The sequence below is a fragment of the Bacillus sp. TH25 genome, assembly GCF_016650935.1.
Taxonomy (GTDB): domain Bacteria; phylum Bacillota; class Bacilli; order Bacillales; family Bacillaceae_G; genus Bacillus_A; species Bacillus_A mycoides.
This window is the reverse complement of sequence record NZ_JAEKEU010000039.1, coordinates 599938-614880: the sequence shown is the minus strand read 5'-3', so window position 1 is coordinate 614880 and position 14943 is coordinate 599938. Positions and strand designations below refer to the sequence as shown.

The following is a 14943-nucleotide window of genomic DNA, read 5'->3' as shown; positions in this document are numbered from 1 at the left end:
AAAAGAACCCGCATGTAGCGAGTTCTTTTTATTCCAATCACACTTGTACAGGTGCTAGCTTTTCATAACGTAAAACTGGTTTACGAGCAGCCAATGTTTCATCCAAACGCTTTATTACCGTTGTATGTGGTGCTTCTTGTACAACTTCTGGATTTTCTTCTACCTCTTTAGCAATTTGAATCATCTTATCAATGAAACCATCTAATGTTTCTTTTGATTCTGTTTCTGTTGGCTCAATCATAATACATTCTTCCACATTTAATGGGAAGTAAATTGTTGGTGGATGGTAGCCGAAATCAAGCAGACGTTTTGCAATATCTAATGTACGTACACCAAGTTTCTTTTGACGACGACCTGATAATACAAATTCATGCTTGCAATGTCTATCGAACGGAAGATCATAGAATGGTGCTAATCTTCTCATCATATAGTTCGCATTTAATACAGCATACTCAGTTACTGCACGCAAGCCATCTGGGCCCATAGAACGAATATATGTGTATGCACGAACGTTAATTCCGAAGTTACCATAGAATGGTTTCACACGCCCAATTGCTTCTGGACGATCATAGTTGAAGTGATAGCCATTTTCTGTTTTCTCCAAAATCGGTTTTGGTAAGTACGGAATTAAATCAGCTTTCACACCTACTGGACCAGAACCTGGGCCACCGCCGCCATGCGGACCTGTAAATGTTTTATGAAGATTTAAATGCACAACGTCAAATCCCATATCTCCTGGGCGTGCTTGGCTTAATACCGCATTTAAGTTTGCACCATCATAGTATAATTTACCGCCTGCGTTATGGACGATTTCTGCCATTTCTAAAATATTTTCTTCGAATAGGCCTAATGTATTTGGATTTGTTAACATAAGTGCTGCTGTTTCTTCGTTTACAACACGTTTTAAATCATCTAAGTCAACAAGACCATGTTCATTTGATTTCACCGTAATTGTTTCAAAACCAGCTACTGTTGCAGACGCCGGGTTTGTCCCGTGAGCAGAGTCAGGAACAATTACTTTCGTACGGTTAAAGTCACCGTTCGCTTCATGATATGCACGAATCAACATTAATCCTGTCCATTCTCCGTGTGCACCAGCTGCTGGTTGTAACGTAACAGTATCCATACCTGTAATTTCAATTAAATGTTCTTGTAAGTCATACATTAATTCCATTGCACCTTGCACTGTCTTTTCATCTTGAAGTGGATGAATATTTGCAAATCCTGCGAAACGAGCTACGTTTTCATTAATTTTAGGATTATACTTCATCGTACAAGACCCAAGTGGATAAAATCCAGAATCCACACCGTGGTTACGGTTTGAAAGCGCTGTGTAATGGCGCATAATATCAAGTTCAGATACTTCTGGAAGCTCTGCATCTTCTACTCGAATATAATCACTCTCAAACACATCTTCTAATTTTACTTCTTCTACATCTAATTTGGGTAAGCTATATCCTACGCGTCCTTCTTTAGTCACTTCAAAAATAAGTGCTTGGTCTTGGTTCTTCATTGGATAGCCCCCATTTCGTTTACAAGTGTGTCAATTTCCTCTTTTGTACGAAGCTCTGTTACTGCTACAAGCATATGATTTTCATGCTCTTTATAATCACGGCCTAGGTCGTAACCACCGATAATATTCTTTTGTATTAATACATCATTTATTTCTTTAACTGGACGTTTGCAATCTACAACAAATTCATTAAAGAATGGTCCAGCGAACGTTACAGTGAAGCCTTTCGCTTCGAATTGACGTTTTGCATATTGTGCTTTAGAAATATTTTGACGTGCCATATCTTTCACACCTTGTTTTCCAAGTGCCGTCATTGCAACTGATGCTGCTAATGCATTTAACGCTTGGTTTGAACAAATGTTAGACGTCGCTTTATCACGGCGAATATGCTGTTCACGTGCTTGTAACGTTAATACAAATCCACGTTTACCATCTGAATCTACAGTTTGTCCGACAAGACGTCCTGGAATTTTACGCATAAATGCTTTCGTTGTTGCAAAGTAACCACAGTGCGGTCCACCAAACTGCGTTGGGATACCGAATGGTTGTGCATCACCGATTACAATATCAGCACCGAATTTTCCTGGTGGTGTTAATGCGCCTAATGATAATGGATTTGAAGAAACGATAAATAATGATTTTTGTTGATGAACGATTTTTTCGATATCAGCTAACTTTTCCACTTGTCCGAAGAAGTTTGGATATTGAACGATTACACAAGCAACTGTATCATCTACTTCACTTTGTAATACTTCTAAATCTGTTACACCGTTTTTATGATCAATTTCAACAACTTCAAGATTTTGACCTTTTGCATATGTTTCAAGTACCGCTCTTGATTCTGGATGAACTGCCTTAGATACAAGAATTTTCTTTTTGCGAGTATGACCAGCTGCTAGCATTGCCGCTTCAGCTAAAGCTGTACCTCCGTCATACATAGAAGAGTTTGCTACATCCATTCCTGTTAATTCACAAATCATTGTTTGGAATTCAAAAATTGCTTGTAATTCCCCTTGTGAAATTTCTGGTTGGTATGGTGTGTAAGCTGTATAAAACTCTGAACGAGAAATAACATGATCAACAATTACTGGAGCGTAATGATCGTATACACCTGCTCCTAAGAAAGAAGCATATTCTTTTAAATTAGCATTTTTACTAGCCATTTGAGATAACTCTTTTAACAGCTCTGGCTCTGATTTTGCTTCTTTAATTTTTAAATCCCCTTTAAAACGAACACTCTCTGGAATATCAGAGAATAATTCGTCGATCGTTTGAACGCCGATCGTTTGTAACATTTCTTTTTTGTCTTCTTCTGTCATTGGAAGATAACGATGCAACATGAAATCTACCCCTCTCCCCGTTACTTTGAACGTTTATAAAATGGTGTTGGAACAACTACTGCTTTGACGCGTTTATTACGAATTTCAATTTCTACTTCTGTATCAACTGCTGCGTATTTTACATCAATTAGTGCTAAACCAATGCTTTTCTTTAACGTTGGAGATTGTGTACCACTCGTTACTTCCCCGATTTTTTCTTCTCCTATAAATACAGGGTAATGCGTACGAGGAATACCGCGTTCGATTACTTCGATGCCGACTAATTTACGAGATGCACCGTTTTCTTTTTGCTCTTTTAACGTTTCTTTTCCAAAGAAATCTGCTTCTTTATTTGGTTTTACCGCAAAGCCAATTCCCGCTTCAATCGGTGTAATATCTTTTGATAACTCTTGTCCGTATAACGGAAGTGTTGCTTCGAAGCGAAGTGTATCACGAGCACCTAAGCCACATGGTTTTAAGCCCTCTTCTGCTCCCACTTCAAGAAGTTTCTCCCAAAGTTTTGCTGCATCTTCACTCTTACAGTAAATTTCGAATCCATCTTCACCTGTGTAACCTGTACGAGATACAAGTGCAGGAATTCCATCTACAAGAATATTATTTTTAAATTTAAAGAACTTAATTTCTTTCAAATCTTCTGACACAACTTTTTGTAAAATGCCTTCTGCTTTTGGTCCTTGAATTGCAAGCTGCGCAACTTCACTAGAAACATTGACTACTTTCGCATCGCCAATTACATGGCTAGCTAACCATTCGTAATCTTTCTCGATATTTGATGCATTGATTACTAATAAATAGTCTTCTTCACCACGTTTGTAGATTAATAAGTCATCTACTGTGCCACCATTTTCATAGCACATAGCTGTATATTGTGCGCCCCCTACCTTTAAGGTAGATACGTCATTTGTAACAACACGTTGTAAAAATGCTAAACTATCTACACCTTTTACCTCTACTTCTCCCATATGAGATACATCGAACAAACCTGCTCCTATACGTACAGCTTCATGTTCCTCTTTAATGCTTGAAAATTGAACTGGTAATTCCCAACCACCGAAGTCGACTGTTTTCCCACCATACTTCGCGTATACATCAAATAACGGTGTACGTTGTAATGTAATCATGCTCTTTCCCCCTTATGCTCTGACAAATCAATAAAAGTTGCTTCCCATATCTAAACATTTTCATTCTGAAAAGATAAGGTTATACGGAATCTCAGTATATTTTTTTATGAAAGCGTAAATAAAAAGTTACTTTCTTGGATAAAATACGAAAGATTCCACACATTTCACACCATTATCCTAACATTATTCGCTATATTTCATCAATATTCTAGCATAAAAAATAATTTAGAATTTTTCATTCTTAATCTTATTAAATACAAATTTTGAAATTTAGCCCTTTATCATTGCCTATTCTTTAACTTTTAGTAATTGTGATAGCGCCTTATTACGAGGCTTATAATAAAGATTTTTTAAATAATCACTTTAGTTTATAAAAGGTGGGAGAGTCTTAATGAATGTCGATATTTCCGTAGATCGAACGTGGCAAAACAATTTTTTAAAAAGAATTGATGAAGATGGTCCTTGGACAAATTGGGATTTATATCATTTAGCTTATAAAACAGAGAAATCGTTACTCGTCCCTACTTTTGATGGATTGCAAGCACCGAAACATTTATCACATTTCACGCCGCTTCCACATCAATTAGAGGTCGCTCAAAATGTCATTGAACAAATGAATGGTAAAGCGATTCTAGCAGACGAAGTCGGACTTGGAAAAACGATTGAAGCTGGACTTATTTTAAAAGAATATATGGTTCGAGGACTTGTAAAAAAGGTACTCATTCTCGTTCCAGCTTCTCTCGTATCTCAGTGGGCGTATGAACTAAACACAAAATTTTTTATTCCTGCGGTCGCTCAAAAGAAAAGTTATTCTTGGGAACAAGCTGATGTCATCGTTTCATCAATCGATACTGCGAAACGTTCACCGCATCGCGATATCGTTTTAAACCTAGAGTATGACCTTATTATTATCGATGAAGCACATAAACTAAAAAATAATAAAACAAAAAACTATGAATTTGCACAGCGATTAAAAAAGAAGTTTTGTTTATTACTAACTGCAACTCCTGTTCAAAATAAAATCGATGAAATCTTCAACCTCGTTTCTTTATTAAAACCAGGTCATTTAGGCAATCAATCTAATTTTGAAGAATATTACGCTTCCAAAAATCGTTCCACTGAATCCGATGAAGATTTAAAAGCTCTTATCAATAAAGTAATGGTTCGAAATAGACGCAATAACACTGGCATTGATTGGCCGAAGAGGCATGTACGAACAATCTTCGTTGAATTCAATGAAGAAGAACAAGCTTTGTATAATGAAATTGAAAATTGGCGTGGACAAGATGCCGTCACATCTGCTTTCTCATCCTTAACTTTAAAACGGGAAGCATGTAGTAGTCGTGAAGCTGTTTACTATTCATTAAAAAAACATGTAGAAAAAAGACAGAAAGAAAATGAGCACTACATAAAGGACCCACATATTGATGTGCTGATGGACAAAATTAATCATATTCCGTTCAACTCCAAAGCAAATAAAGCACTAGAGCTTATAAAAGAAGTTGACGATAAAGTCATTATCTTCACTGAATATAGAGCTTCACAAATGTATTTACAATGGTTCTTACAACAACATGGCATTTCCTCTGTTCCATTTCGCGGTGGATTTAAGCGCGGGAAGAAAGATTGGATGAAGGAGCTTTTCCAAAATCATGCCCAAGTATTAATTGCGACCGAAGCTGGTGGTGAAGGAATTAACTTACAATTTTGTAGCCATATGATTAATTACGACTTACCGTGGAATCCAATGCGACTCGAGCAAAGGATTGGACGTATTCACCGTCTTGGACAAAAAAATGATGTTCATATTTATAACTTAGCAACAAAGCACACTGTTGAAGAGCACATTTTAAAACTACTATATGAAAAAATTAATTTATTTGAACGTGTAATCGGTGAACTCGATGAAATTTTAACGAGAATCAACATGAAAAATATTGATGCGCATATTCAAGAAATTTTCGCGCAGTCAAAAAGCGAAGGTGAAATTCGAATCAAGATGGAAAATTTAACATCTATTATCGATTTTGCGAAGCGCAATGAAGCAGAGGTGCAAGACTATGCAGCAAAATGAAATTCATAATTACTTATATAACTTTTTTGAGGCGAATAACTGCGAAATTTTAGAACGTTCCCCTCACCTATTAGACGTGCAGTTAACAATTGAAATGGATAAATTACTAATGAACCGCCCTTTCTATTGGCACTATCTTGAAAAAACAGGAGGCGTTCCGAACCCGATGCGCCTTACTCTTATTACAAATCCAGAAAACGAAGAAAACGACGGTGAACTTATTCATTACGGTTCACCCCGTTTGCATCAAATATTTGAAACAACAAAAGAACTAGGTTCATACATACGTTTATATGAGGAAGTGAAACATAGCGGGGCAACTCATACCCCCCTTCATCCTTGGCTTGGTGTAAATATAAAAGTATCTTATCAATGCGACCGAAAAAAAGACATACTTCATTCCATCGGTATTCATCTTATTTCCGGGACAATGATTGCAAACTTTCATGACACTTTAGCAGAGATCAAACTCACACCGAAAATACCTGACTTTTGTTTTACCCTCTCACCTATCATTAAGCCACAAAGTGGCTTACAACGTATAGAGGATGCTTTAAAAAATATAATCGCTGAAGATGACCACACGTGGGCAAAAGAAGCGAGAGTGCGTTGGAATCACGATTTAGACCTTTTAAATCGATTTTACGAAGATAGCGATGAACTTCCAGAAAGCTATGAAATTGAAAAGCAAGCATTACAAGAACAATACGAACCACGCATTACAATACAAATTATAAACGGTGGTCTCTTTTATGTTACCGCAAATCATTTTCTATCTTAAAGAAAGCTCCTTCAGATTGAAGGAGCTTTCTTTTAAGATATGTTCCCAGCCTATTCTCTATCTTCATTGCGCTCTTGCTGTTTTTTCTCTGTCATACGTTTCTGATATGCACGATCCTTTGCACTTACATGGTTTGCATCAGTTGGAAGATTCTCTTTTGAACGACCAATTCCATTACTCATCTTTTTCGCCTCCTTTTTGCATGTTTCAAAATGCATCTTTATTTTCAGCTAGAGGCACAATCCTTATACAAAAAAATAAGAGCAGCCAGTAGCTGCTCTTACTCATTCACGTATTTTTGAAACATATCATGGATGCCTTGATTTACGAGGTTCGAGATCTGTTCGTCAGATTTATTCGGATAACGATCACGTAATCTGATAGATGCCTTCACCATTAAATTTTCTAATACAGAACGGCCACCTTCTCCATAAATAATTTCAGCATACTTAACCAGTCTTCCATCCTCTAATGTTGCTGGATTATGATTGAAGAAAAATTTACTCATTGTCTCCACCTCTCTTTTGATAACGTTTACATTTATATAGATTATTTATGTTATTTATTTCACAATATTGTATGCATGTATATTTAATTAGTTTCATTATAAAGTAACATATCAATAGTAAATATGTGATTTTCCATCCATTTTGTGAACAAACCAAAAATGAAAGCGTTTCCTTTATTATATACTAAAAAAACTTACTAAGCTAGGGACAATTTTTTTAATCTACTAATCATCTACTTTTCTTTTTTTATTAAACCTTATACAATTTTCAGAAATTATATTATAAAATATATGTATGACTTAAGGAGGATTTGTATGAATCAAAATAAAAAAGCTATATTAGATCTTGTCTTTTATCTCGTATTCCCATTCCTCATTTGGAAATTTGCAAAGCCTTATATCGATCCTTATTACGCAATGTTAATTTCCTCTGTTCCGGGGATTATTTATACACTGTATACCTTTAAAAAGGAAAAACAGCTTAACGTTACAGGGTTCTTTATTTTAATTACACTCATTTCTAATACAACGGTAGACTTAATATCTGGATCAGCGGAACGAATGCTATGGAATGATGCATATTATCATATCGTACTTGGCTGCATCGTTATATGTACAATCTTTATAAAAAAACCACTTATGTTATATTTCGCAGCGGATATTTCAGCACTGCAAGGTCATGATCGTGATAAAAGTCGTGAGCTTTATCGTGATAGTCGTATATATCCAGCACTGCAATATTTAACACTATTTTTCGGCCTTCAATTTATATTAAAAAGCTTCTTAAAAATCTATTTCATCTCTGTTTTCGGTGTAGATGGATATGGTGAAATGAGAGCTATTATGACCGCTGTTGGCTGGGGTATTTCTATTTGCATCGGAATAGGGTTTGTATGGGTAAATAATAAGATACATGCGGTTACTGAAGAAAAAGAATCTGTGCAACAATAAATAAAGATCCCCTAGCAGCTTGTTGCACTAGGGGATCTTTATTTTGCCAGACATATTACGAAAAAGTTAGCTTGATTTTTTTCTTTTATTTTTTACATTTCGATAAAACAAAGCAGCGCTCAGTGGCATAACACCAAACCATTTATTTAAGAATGGCTCTTTCTCCGCACGACGTTGTTGTTTCTGTTGTTTTCGATCCTCTTTTGGAGCATCCATATATGACACAAATTGCTGTGTCACAAAGCGTACATAATCATTAGTAGACATATTATCATCACCTCTACTTGATTAGTATGTCCACTTTTTTATTCATTAATCTTTTGCTTTAATTCATTCATAATTTGCTTTACCGACTTATTTGTCGTATCGATATGAATATCAGCCTCTTCATAATAAGCTCGGCGCGATTCAAATTTCGTTATAAATGCATCTATATCTTTCTTCTGAAATAGTGGACGTGTCGTATCTTCACGAAGCCTTTCTGCAATTACATGTGGATCGCAATATAAATACACAACAGTTCCATTTTCCTTCATCCACTTTCGATTTCCCTCTCGTTCAATAATCCCTCCACCAGTTGTAATAATTACATTCTGAACCGGTAGTGAACGTAACATCTCACTTTCATACTCCCGAAAAGCCATTTCGCCTTCTTCGGCAAAAATATGCCGAATTGCCTTTTCCTGCTTCTCTTCAATTTTTTGGTCTGTATCGACAACATCCATATGAAGTTCTTTACTTAACGCTTTTCCAATTGTTGTTTTCCCAGCTCCCATATAACCGGTTATGTATATAGATTTCATTTTCGTTCCTCTCAATCATCCGTTATTATTTGTTATTATAACGAAAGATGTTACTTTATTTAATAAAAAAACGTTTTGTTCTTCTTATGCTATGAAGAACAAAACGTAACATACTCACTATTTTCTCGTAATCAAACAAGCTGGCTCACTTTTACTTATAAGTACCTCTTCTCACCCACTGCGTTGCAATCCATTTCTCACCTTTCGTTACAGGTGCTCCTCCATGTAACGTAAGCTCATTTAGTAATTGATCTTGATAAAAATACTCAAAGTATACTGCCATTCCCTTTCTAGGGTGTACAGAAAGATTTAATTTCGGAAAGAATGTTTCCCCGCCTTCTTCTACATCATTTAAGTACATCACAAGAGTACTTATACGATTATTAGCAGCTGACCTGCTATGTTCTGCAAAATAATCATAGTGCGCTTTATATTCTTGATCCACTTCATAATTTAAAATGTGCAATCCTTCTCCATGCGCTACAGGAACATTCGTGATAGATGAAATTCGTTTTTCAATCTTCGAAGTAAGTTCATTCTCTTCCAAAAATGCACCACTACTCGTTCGAATATCATTTACATCACGTGATGAACCAACTTTAGAACGTTTCATATTACTTTTAGACAATTCAATCAATTCAGCGCACTCTTCATCACTTAATACATTTGCTAATACAACAATAAGAGGTTCTTCGAATTTTGAAATAATTTGTATTTCCCTATCCTCTGTCATAATCGTATTTCCTTTATGATCAAAAATAGTTTGTTCCTTATTTTCACCTATTTGATTGTTATTTGTCATTTTCTTATCTCCCTAGAAAAAATGATTGGATAGCATGAATATATCACATTCTTTCTACCTTTCTCTTTTTTGAGAAAATTTAAACTTTTAAACATCGTTCTTATCCCTTTCCTCAAAGAAATTGACTCCCTCCACAATAGAAACTCATGGTTCTTCTCCATATATTTTACATATTATCCTTCTACCCAATCAAATATTTTATTATCCTTTTTCCTATAGTGAAAGCTCACTGTATAGAAAACTCTCTGTTTTGTAACACATTGCAAAGAAATGATAATAACATCATTTTCAAAGACGTACTTTCCACTCACTTCTCCTCTTTCATACTGAAATAAAAAAACATCCTCTTTTTCTTTTTGCTGTAAGTCTCTTTTTATATCTGAAATAGCTCGATCAACAAGTTCCTCCATGAAAAAACTTTGTTCTATTTCAGAATAAAATTTTTTATCCGAAAGTAACATATTCGTTTCGTACATCAAAAATGAAATGAATAAAATAAGAAAAATAATTGTTCCTGGCATTACAAATCCATCTTGTTTTCTCATGTTTCTATCTCAATTTCACTATAGCGCACAGCCACGCCTTCATATATTTCACCACTTATATCTTTCACATATATATATAACAAATGAGGTGTTAATTTATACGAAATCGCTTCAATCCTTTGTAATATAAATTCCCTTCCGCGCATATTTACTTTTCTTATTAAATTACTATTCAACTTTTCATACGTCACCTGATCACCATTACGAAGTTGGAAGCGTAAAATATTCCCACCGTTTTCTAGCTCTATCTTCCTCCCACTTAATACTTCACGAAACTCTAATTGCATTTGTCCTAAAAACACATCCCACTCCCAGTCATTTAATCCTTTTGAATGTGTATTTTCTATCCCCATAATATGAAGACGCGGTAAAAGTAAAAAGAACATTGATAAAAGCAACAAACATGCAATCATTTCTATTAATGTAAATCCCGCTTCTTTTTTATTTTTCCTTTGCATAAAGGCATTGCTCCATCGCTTTTCCTCTCATATCTTTCCACATCGTACAAACTTCATCTCCTCTCCAATATGTGTAATATACAATTCCTTTTATGACTTGCTCTTTTACTCGCTTTTCCTCATTCTCATACTTAAATAAGGCCGCTTCTTTTTTTAATAATATTAATGCTTTATAGCTCATTTTTATATTTTTTCTTTCTTGCATAATTAATAATGTTTGCGGGAGCAATAACGATGCCGCCATCATTATTAAACTTAACGCTACAACCATTTCAACCATTACTGATCCTTTTTGACACTTCACGATACGTAAATCTCCCTCTTCCAAGCTGAAATACAATCTCATATTTATACCCTCGATAGGAAAGTAAAATCGTACCACCCCTATTAATATTCCCGCTCGGATTATATGTCATTGGATTTGGAAAGGTATGCAAATCCATTTGGACATCTTTATCATATTCTCTCTTAACAATTAATAGGTCTGTCTCCGATTCCGAAATATAATACATATGTTTCTCTTTAAACCAGCGTAACGTATAATGTTTTTGACGCTTAATCGCTAACTGCTGCATATACAAAATATCATTTGAAAACTGTTTCAAAAACTGCTCAACTTTTTGTTTTTCATGTAATGAAGTAACGTTAAAATGCGTAACAACACTCAGTACAGAAATAGCAAATAAGACAAGTAGCATTTCTAAAAGAGTAAAACCTTTTTGCTTCACGATTTCCCAGCTGATACCGTACCATCATCGGAAATATGGATTGGTTCACCTTTCGGGCAAGTTTTTGAAGTAATATACTTTCCTGTTTCAAGTTCCTCTATTGATGGAATCTTATTATGTTGTAAGTGATATGCTTGTATTTGTGCTTCTATAGATTTCACATAGGCTGCACATCCTTTTCCTTGGACGGATGAGCGCTGTGTAACTACATTTGGAATAATTAATAGTAATAATACAGTTATGACAACCATAACTAATAACATTTCTAAAAGAGTAAAACCCTCCTCATTCTGCATGTAAATGCCCCCTATATAGAATTCATCATTTGAAACATCGGCATAATCATCGCTAAGTACATCAAAATGACTATAACCCCAAGACATGTAAATAAAATGGGTTGAATCACAAATAACATACGTTTAATTTTTTGTTCTACCTTTTCAATAATGAGCTCACTGTAATCACCAAGCTCATTTGCTAAATTACCGTTTGCTTGTCCATGCGTAATGATATAAGAAAGTTCTTTTTCGTAATAACCGCTTTTATCAATAATAGATTGTAACGGTTCTCCTGCAATTAATTGCCGCTCAATTCGGTCTGCTTCATACTGAAAGAACGGATGATACTTTTGCTTCATCATTATTGTTAATGCTTCGTGTACCGACAATCCACCGTGTAATAAACCACTTAATTGAGTGGAAAAATAATGCGAATGATTTAAAATAAGAAATGTTTTCATAAGGGGAATACGGATCATAATCTTTACCTTTTGAGTAGGCGGAAGTTTTCGGAAATAAAATATATATAAACTAAATCCCGTTATAACGATAAGAACAATCATATAAATGAAGTAGGGTAATAATTTAATTGCAACTAAAATTTGCTCCGTAAGTGGTGGTGCTGTAGAACGTAAAGAACTATACATCATTTCAAACTGAGGCAATAAAATGAGATTAAAAACAGAAAGCATAATCATTAAAAAAAATGATAAAAACATAGGATATCGCATTACTTTCATCATATCTTTCCTATATTTATCTTTCTTGTAAAGAAGTACGCTCCCTTGTTGCAAAGCAAAAGAAATGTCACCATGTCGCTCTGCATAAAACAAATAACTTAACATCTCAGAGTGAAACATTAATTGGTGAAAAGAAGCGTGCAAACTTTGTCCATTTTTCAATCCCTCGATCATACGCTGTAACTGTAATTTCTTCCCTAATGGTAGTTGCAACTGCAAAAATTCTAACGCCTGCAAAAGTGAGTAACCTTTCTCTAATAAATCACTTAATCTTTTACATAATAATGCTTGATCACTTAAACTCCATTTTCTCTTAAACATATACATCTTCTTCTAAAAAGCCTAAAGCATACCCTTTTCGAACCGACGATTCCAACGTTTTATAGTGATACGTAACATGTTCTCCACTTGCTTCTTTAATCGCTTGTTTTAATTCATATCCATATAACAGTTCATAAATGCTTGCCTGTCTCACTTTCCTCATTGATTTACATAAAGTTGCACACTTCCCTCTGCAAAATGGACATTTTAATTCGACGAGCCGCTGAGCAGCTACTGCTAATAATGATTGTTCAATTTCTTGCCTTGTAATACCATAATCCATAAATCGTAGTATCGCTCCTTTCGCATCATTTGTATGCAAGGTTGTCATTACTAAATGTCCCGTCAAACTGGCCCTTACAGCTACTTTTGCTGTTTCTTCATCACGAATTTCGCCAACTAAAATAATATCTGGATCATGGCGCAAAATAGCCTTTAATCCTGTTTTATATGTGATACCAGCTTTTTCATTTATTTGAATTTGTAATAAACCATCTTTTCTTTGCTCAACTGGATCTTCTAGTGTAATGATGCGACGTGTTTGCCATTTTCTAGCTACTTCTAATAACGCATACATTGTTGTTGTTTTTCCAGAACCAGTCGGCCCAGTAAATACGAGTAACCCATGCGAATGCTTTAAAAAAGAGAGTAATTTTTCCGCTGAACTTGGAAATAACGAAAGGTGAGACAACGGCTGTACAGATGCTTGTAAATGGAGGCGAATAACGAGACTTTCTTGATATACTGTTGGAAGTGTTGAAAGGCGTAAATACACTTCTTGTCCATCAATTTGTAAGTACAACGAACCATTTTGAGGTTTTCTCCTCTCTCCTATATCCATTGATGCTAAAAATTTAAAGTGCGAAACAAGCTTTTCTCCAAATCCCTTTTCAATACACCGTTTCGTAATTAAATCTTTTCCAATACGTAATTGAATCGCCACATCCTTCTGCCTGGGCACAATATGTAAGTCCGATGCTTGCACCCCACAAGCTTCTTTCATAATCATATTTGCAAAAAGCTCGACACTATTCATCAAGTTTCCCTCCTCACTATGTATATATCATGAAAAAATGCACAAGAAAAATTAGAGATTTTTTATTTTCACTAGGAGAAAAAGGGAAAATATGTTTGTGAAAATATGAACAATTTCTGAATTATTGTCTGAAATTACCTATATGGAAGTTTATCTGTATTATAATGTTAATATCTTGGATAAAGTGATAAAGGTGGAGATCCTAATGGAACAAGCTTTAAAAATTACAGGTGTGTTATCTGACCCTACTCGTTATTACATTTATAAATATATTTCGCAAAAGCATAATTACGTAACTGTACAAGAAATTGCAGATGAGTTTAACATTCATCCAAACGTAGCACGTTTACATTTATCTAAATTAGAAGATGTTAATATGCTCAAATCAGAAACAAAAAAAACTGGGAAAGGCGGAAGACCAAGCAGACTATACGTCTTGTCTCAAGATGTCATCCAGTTACAATTCCCATTTCGCGATTATCAATTATTAGCGCAGATAGCATTTAATTCACTGCTAAGCTTAGGTAGTGCTGGTGAAAAAGCGCTATATGAAACAGGGAAACAATTCGGCAAAGAATTAATGCAACAACATATGCATCGCTTAAATGTAAGTGCAGAAGCATTGACGATAGAACAAAAAATGCAAATCGCAAAAGAAGCATTCTCAACAGCTGGTTTATCTCCTGCTTTTGAAATAAGTACGGATGGTACAAAAATTTTCTATGATGTACACAATTGCCCATTTAAAGAAGTTGCTGTTCATCATCCAACTGAAATTTGTAATATGCACGGTGATATGATGAAGGGGATTTTTGAAATCCTATTCCCGAACGCGGAATTAACACGAAATGATAGCCTACTAGACGGATGTAAATCTTGTAACTATAAAGTGCAAATTTAATTTTCTATCTTATAAGAAGTCAATTATTGTAATTGGCTTCTTC

At 35.0% G+C, this 14943-nt stretch carries 19 protein-coding genes and 1 pseudogene; 5 read left to right on the top strand and 15 right to left on the bottom strand.

The genetic code is table 11. The features are described from left to right. Window positions 1–37: 37 nt before the first annotated feature. From gcvPB to gcvT, 3 genes are read right to left on the bottom strand one after another with little or no spacing between them, the layout of a single operon-like run. Window positions 38–1513 carry an aminomethyl-transferring glycine dehydrogenase subunit 2 gene (gene gcvPB / locus JFT89_RS27030; protein ID WP_002122485.1) on the bottom strand — a complete coding sequence of 492 codons (1476 nt, stop codon included), beginning with the start codon at window positions 1511–1513 and terminating at the stop codon, window positions 38–40. Further along, window positions 1510–2853, bottom strand: coding sequence for an aminomethyl-transferring glycine dehydrogenase subunit 1 (gcvPA, locus tag JFT89_RS27025; RefSeq protein ID WP_002067121.1), 1344 nt, complete (start codon window positions 2851–2853; stop codon window positions 1510–1512). Before gcvPA ends, gcvPB begins: the two co-directional genes overlap by 4 nt. Before the next feature lie 20 nt (window positions 2854–2873). Continuing rightward, window positions 2874–3974, bottom strand: a complete 1101-nt coding sequence (gcvT, locus tag JFT89_RS27020) for a glycine cleavage system aminomethyltransferase GcvT (RefSeq protein WP_002067120.1) — start codon at window positions 3972–3974, stop codon at window positions 2874–2876. Window positions 3975–4365: 391 nt separating this feature from the next. Here gcvT and JFT89_RS27015 point away from each other — a divergent pair, with 391 nt between their 5' ends. Both JFT89_RS27015 and JFT89_RS27010 read left to right on the top strand, forming a co-directional pair. Continuing rightward, window positions 4366–6048, top strand: a complete 1683-nt coding sequence (locus JFT89_RS27015) for a DEAD/DEAH box helicase (protein ID WP_002015016.1) — start codon at window positions 4366–4368, stop codon at window positions 6046–6048. Next, a complete protein-coding gene (locus JFT89_RS27010) occupies window positions 6035–6829 on the top strand; it encodes a YqhG family protein (protein ID WP_002138323.1) in 795 nt (264 codons plus the stop codon). The genes JFT89_RS27015 and JFT89_RS27010 overlap by 14 nt, the downstream gene beginning before the upstream one ends. A 50-nt stretch (window positions 6830–6879) precedes the next feature. Here JFT89_RS27010 and JFT89_RS30545 read toward each other — a convergent pair whose 3' ends face one another. Continuing rightward, the gene (locus tag JFT89_RS30545) at window positions 6880–7011 is read right to left on the bottom strand and encodes a hypothetical protein (protein ID WP_002088613.1); all 132 of its coding nucleotides are present in this window, start codon (window positions 7009–7011) and stop codon (window positions 6880–6882) included. 98 nt (window positions 7012–7109) lie between these two features. Beyond that, complete coding sequence (locus JFT89_RS27005) at window positions 7110–7337, bottom strand: hypothetical protein (RefSeq protein WP_000032698.1); 228 nt, start codon at window positions 7335–7337, stop codon at window positions 7110–7112. Window positions 7338–7408: 71 nt separating this feature from the next. On the opposite strand from JFT89_RS27005, the pseudogene JFT89_RS27000 reads away from it, so the two are divergent. Both JFT89_RS27000 and JFT89_RS26995 read left to right on the top strand, forming a co-directional pair. Continuing rightward, a pseudogene (locus tag JFT89_RS27000) lies at window positions 7409–7525 on the top strand (GTP pyrophosphokinase). 127 nt (window positions 7526–7652) lie between these two features. Further along, window positions 7653–8288, top strand: a complete 636-nt coding sequence (locus tag JFT89_RS26995; protein ID WP_002138325.1) for a VC0807 family protein — start codon at window positions 7653–7655, stop codon at window positions 8286–8288. Window positions 8289–8354: 66 nt separating this feature from the next. Here the strand turns inward: JFT89_RS26995 and JFT89_RS26990 are convergent, their stop codons facing one another. The 10 genes from JFT89_RS26990 to comGA form a co-directional block, all read right to left on the bottom strand. Then, window positions 8355–8555: a YqzE family protein gene (locus JFT89_RS26990; protein WP_002015009.1), complete on the bottom strand. Its 201-nt coding sequence runs from the start codon at window positions 8553–8555 to the stop codon at window positions 8355–8357. A gap of 38 nt (window positions 8556–8593) precedes the next feature. Continuing rightward, entirely contained in the window at window positions 8594–9091 is a 498-nt protein-coding gene (locus JFT89_RS26985; protein ID WP_016096114.1) for a shikimate kinase, read from the bottom strand. A 151-nt stretch (window positions 9092–9242) separates the two neighbouring features. Then, a complete protein-coding gene (locus JFT89_RS26980) occupies window positions 9243–9893 on the bottom strand; it encodes a 2OG-Fe(II) oxygenase (protein WP_002138329.1) in 651 nt (216 codons plus the stop codon). Between the two features lie 173 nt (window positions 9894–10066). Next, on the bottom strand, window positions 10067–10438 hold the full coding sequence (gene comGG, locus JFT89_RS26975; RefSeq protein ID WP_016096113.1) for a competence type IV pilus minor pilin ComGG: 372 nt from the start codon (window positions 10436–10438) through the stop codon (window positions 10067–10069). Next, on the bottom strand, window positions 10435–10896 hold the full coding sequence (gene comGF / locus JFT89_RS26970; protein WP_002088620.1) for a competence type IV pilus minor pilin ComGF: 462 nt from the start codon (window positions 10894–10896) through the stop codon (window positions 10435–10437). The genes comGG and comGF overlap by 4 nt, the downstream gene beginning before the upstream one ends. Continuing rightward, a complete protein-coding gene (locus tag JFT89_RS26965; RefSeq protein WP_002088621.1) occupies window positions 10880–11176 on the bottom strand; it encodes a hypothetical protein in 297 nt (98 codons plus the stop codon). The genes comGF and JFT89_RS26965 overlap by 17 nt, the downstream gene beginning before the upstream one ends. Continuing rightward, window positions 11169–11624 (bottom strand): competence type IV pilus minor pilin ComGD, encoded by a 456-nt coding sequence (gene comGD / locus JFT89_RS26960; protein WP_002088622.1) that lies wholly within the window; start codon window positions 11622–11624, stop codon window positions 11169–11171. Before comGD ends, JFT89_RS26965 begins: the two co-directional genes overlap by 8 nt. Beyond that, window positions 11621–11920, bottom strand: a complete 300-nt coding sequence (gene comGC, locus JFT89_RS26955) for a competence type IV pilus major pilin ComGC (RefSeq protein WP_002088623.1) — start codon at window positions 11918–11920, stop codon at window positions 11621–11623. Before comGC ends, comGD begins: the two co-directional genes overlap by 4 nt. A gap of 11 nt (window positions 11921–11931) precedes the next feature. Further along, entirely contained in the window at window positions 11932–12969 is a 1038-nt protein-coding gene (gene comGB / locus JFT89_RS26950; protein WP_016096112.1) for a competence type IV pilus assembly protein ComGB, read from the bottom strand. Then, window positions 12956–13999, bottom strand: coding sequence for a competence type IV pilus ATPase ComGA (comGA, locus tag JFT89_RS26945; RefSeq protein ID WP_002138337.1), 1044 nt, complete (start codon window positions 13997–13999; stop codon window positions 12956–12958). The genes comGB and comGA overlap by 14 nt, the downstream gene beginning before the upstream one ends. A 205-nt stretch (window positions 14000–14204) precedes the next feature. Here comGA and JFT89_RS26940 point away from each other — a divergent pair, with 205 nt between their 5' ends. Beyond that, the gene (locus tag JFT89_RS26940) at window positions 14205–14900 is read left to right on the top strand and encodes a helix-turn-helix transcriptional regulator (protein WP_002067110.1); all 696 of its coding nucleotides are present in this window, start codon (window positions 14205–14207) and stop codon (window positions 14898–14900) included. The last annotated feature ends 43 nt before the right edge of the window (window positions 14901–14943 follow it).

Coding starts and splice junctions, on each gene's coding strand:
- gcvPB (WP_002122485.1), bottom strand. CDS start 1,513: ATGAAGAACCAAGACCAAGCACTTATTTTTGAAGTGACTAAAGAAGGA.
- gcvPA (WP_002067121.1), bottom strand. CDS start 2,853: ATGTTGCATCGTTATCTTCCAATGACAGAAGAAGACAAAAAAGAAATG.
- gcvT (WP_002067120.1), bottom strand. CDS start 3,974: ATGATTACATTACAACGTACACCGTTATTTGATGTATACGCGAAGTAT.
- JFT89_RS27015 (WP_002015016.1), top strand. CDS start 4,366: ATGAATGTCGATATTTCCGTAGATCGAACGTGGCAAAACAATTTTTTA.
- JFT89_RS27010 (WP_002138323.1), top strand. CDS start 6,035: ATGCAGCAAAATGAAATTCATAATTACTTATATAACTTTTTTGAGGCG.
- JFT89_RS30545 (WP_002088613.1), bottom strand. CDS start 7,011: ATGAGTAATGGAATTGGTCGTTCAAAAGAGAATCTTCCAACTGATGCA.
- JFT89_RS27005 (WP_000032698.1), bottom strand. CDS start 7,337: ATGAGTAAATTTTTCTTCAATCATAATCCAGCAACATTAGAGGATGGA.
- JFT89_RS26995 (WP_002138325.1), top strand. CDS start 7,653: ATGAATCAAAATAAAAAAGCTATATTAGATCTTGTCTTTTATCTCGTA.
- JFT89_RS26990 (WP_002015009.1), bottom strand. CDS start 8,555: ATGTCTACTAATGATTATGTACGCTTTGTGACACAGCAATTTGTGTCA.
- JFT89_RS26985 (WP_016096114.1), bottom strand. CDS start 9,091: ATGAAATCTATATACATAACCGGTTATATGGGAGCTGGGAAAACAACA.
- JFT89_RS26980 (WP_002138329.1), bottom strand. CDS start 9,893: ATGACAAATAACAATCAAATAGGTGAAAATAAGGAACAAACTATTTTT.
- comGG (WP_016096113.1), bottom strand. CDS start 10,438: ATGAGAAAACAAGATGGATTTGTAATGCCAGGAACAATTATTTTTCTT.
- comGF (WP_002088620.1), bottom strand. CDS start 10,896: ATGCAAAGGAAAAATAAAAAAGAAGCGGGATTTACATTAATAGAAATG.
- JFT89_RS26965 (WP_002088621.1), bottom strand. CDS start 11,176: ATGGTTGAAATGGTTGTAGCGTTAAGTTTAATAATGATGGCGGCATCG.
- comGC (WP_002088623.1), bottom strand. CDS start 11,920: ATGCAGAATGAGGAGGGTTTTACTCTTTTAGAAATGTTATTAGTTATG.
- comGB (WP_016096112.1), bottom strand. CDS start 12,969: ATGTATATGTTTAAGAGAAAATGGAGTTTAAGTGATCAAGCATTATTA.
- comGA (WP_002138337.1), bottom strand. CDS start 13,999: ATGAATAGTGTCGAGCTTTTTGCAAATATGATTATGAAAGAAGCTTGT.
- JFT89_RS26940 (WP_002067110.1), top strand. CDS start 14,205: ATGGAACAAGCTTTAAAAATTACAGGTGTGTTATCTGACCCTACTCGT.